Annotated in this window: 1 pseudogene; it reads left to right on the forward strand. The window is 62.3% G+C overall.

Annotation, left to right across the window (positions count from 1 at the left end):
* A pseudogene (locus AF337_RS13640) lies at positions 1–276 on the forward strand (DUF4384 domain-containing protein); the annotation flags it as partial.

Raw genomic sequence — 276 nt, forward strand, 5'->3', positions numbered from 1 at the left:
GCTGTCGGAGGCCAATCCGCAGACCGTGCGCGTGACGCCTTCCGACACCGTCCATCGCGAAGGTGAGCGCGTCGGCATCACGGTTTCGGATCTATCAGGCCGCGAGCTCGTGCTCTTCGACGTCACCGGCGATGGAACCGTGCAGTTCCTCTATCCCAACGACAAGGAGGTCGATGCCGAGATGTCTCAGACCTTCGATCTCGATCTTTCGGTCGTCGCCCCCTTCGGCACGGACTTGCTCGTCGCCGTCACCTCTGAAAGCCCGATGCCTGAACG

Source organism: Rhizobium ecuadorense, from assembly GCF_001187535.1.
GTDB classification, from domain to species: domain Bacteria; phylum Pseudomonadota; class Alphaproteobacteria; order Rhizobiales; family Rhizobiaceae; genus Rhizobium; species Rhizobium ecuadorense.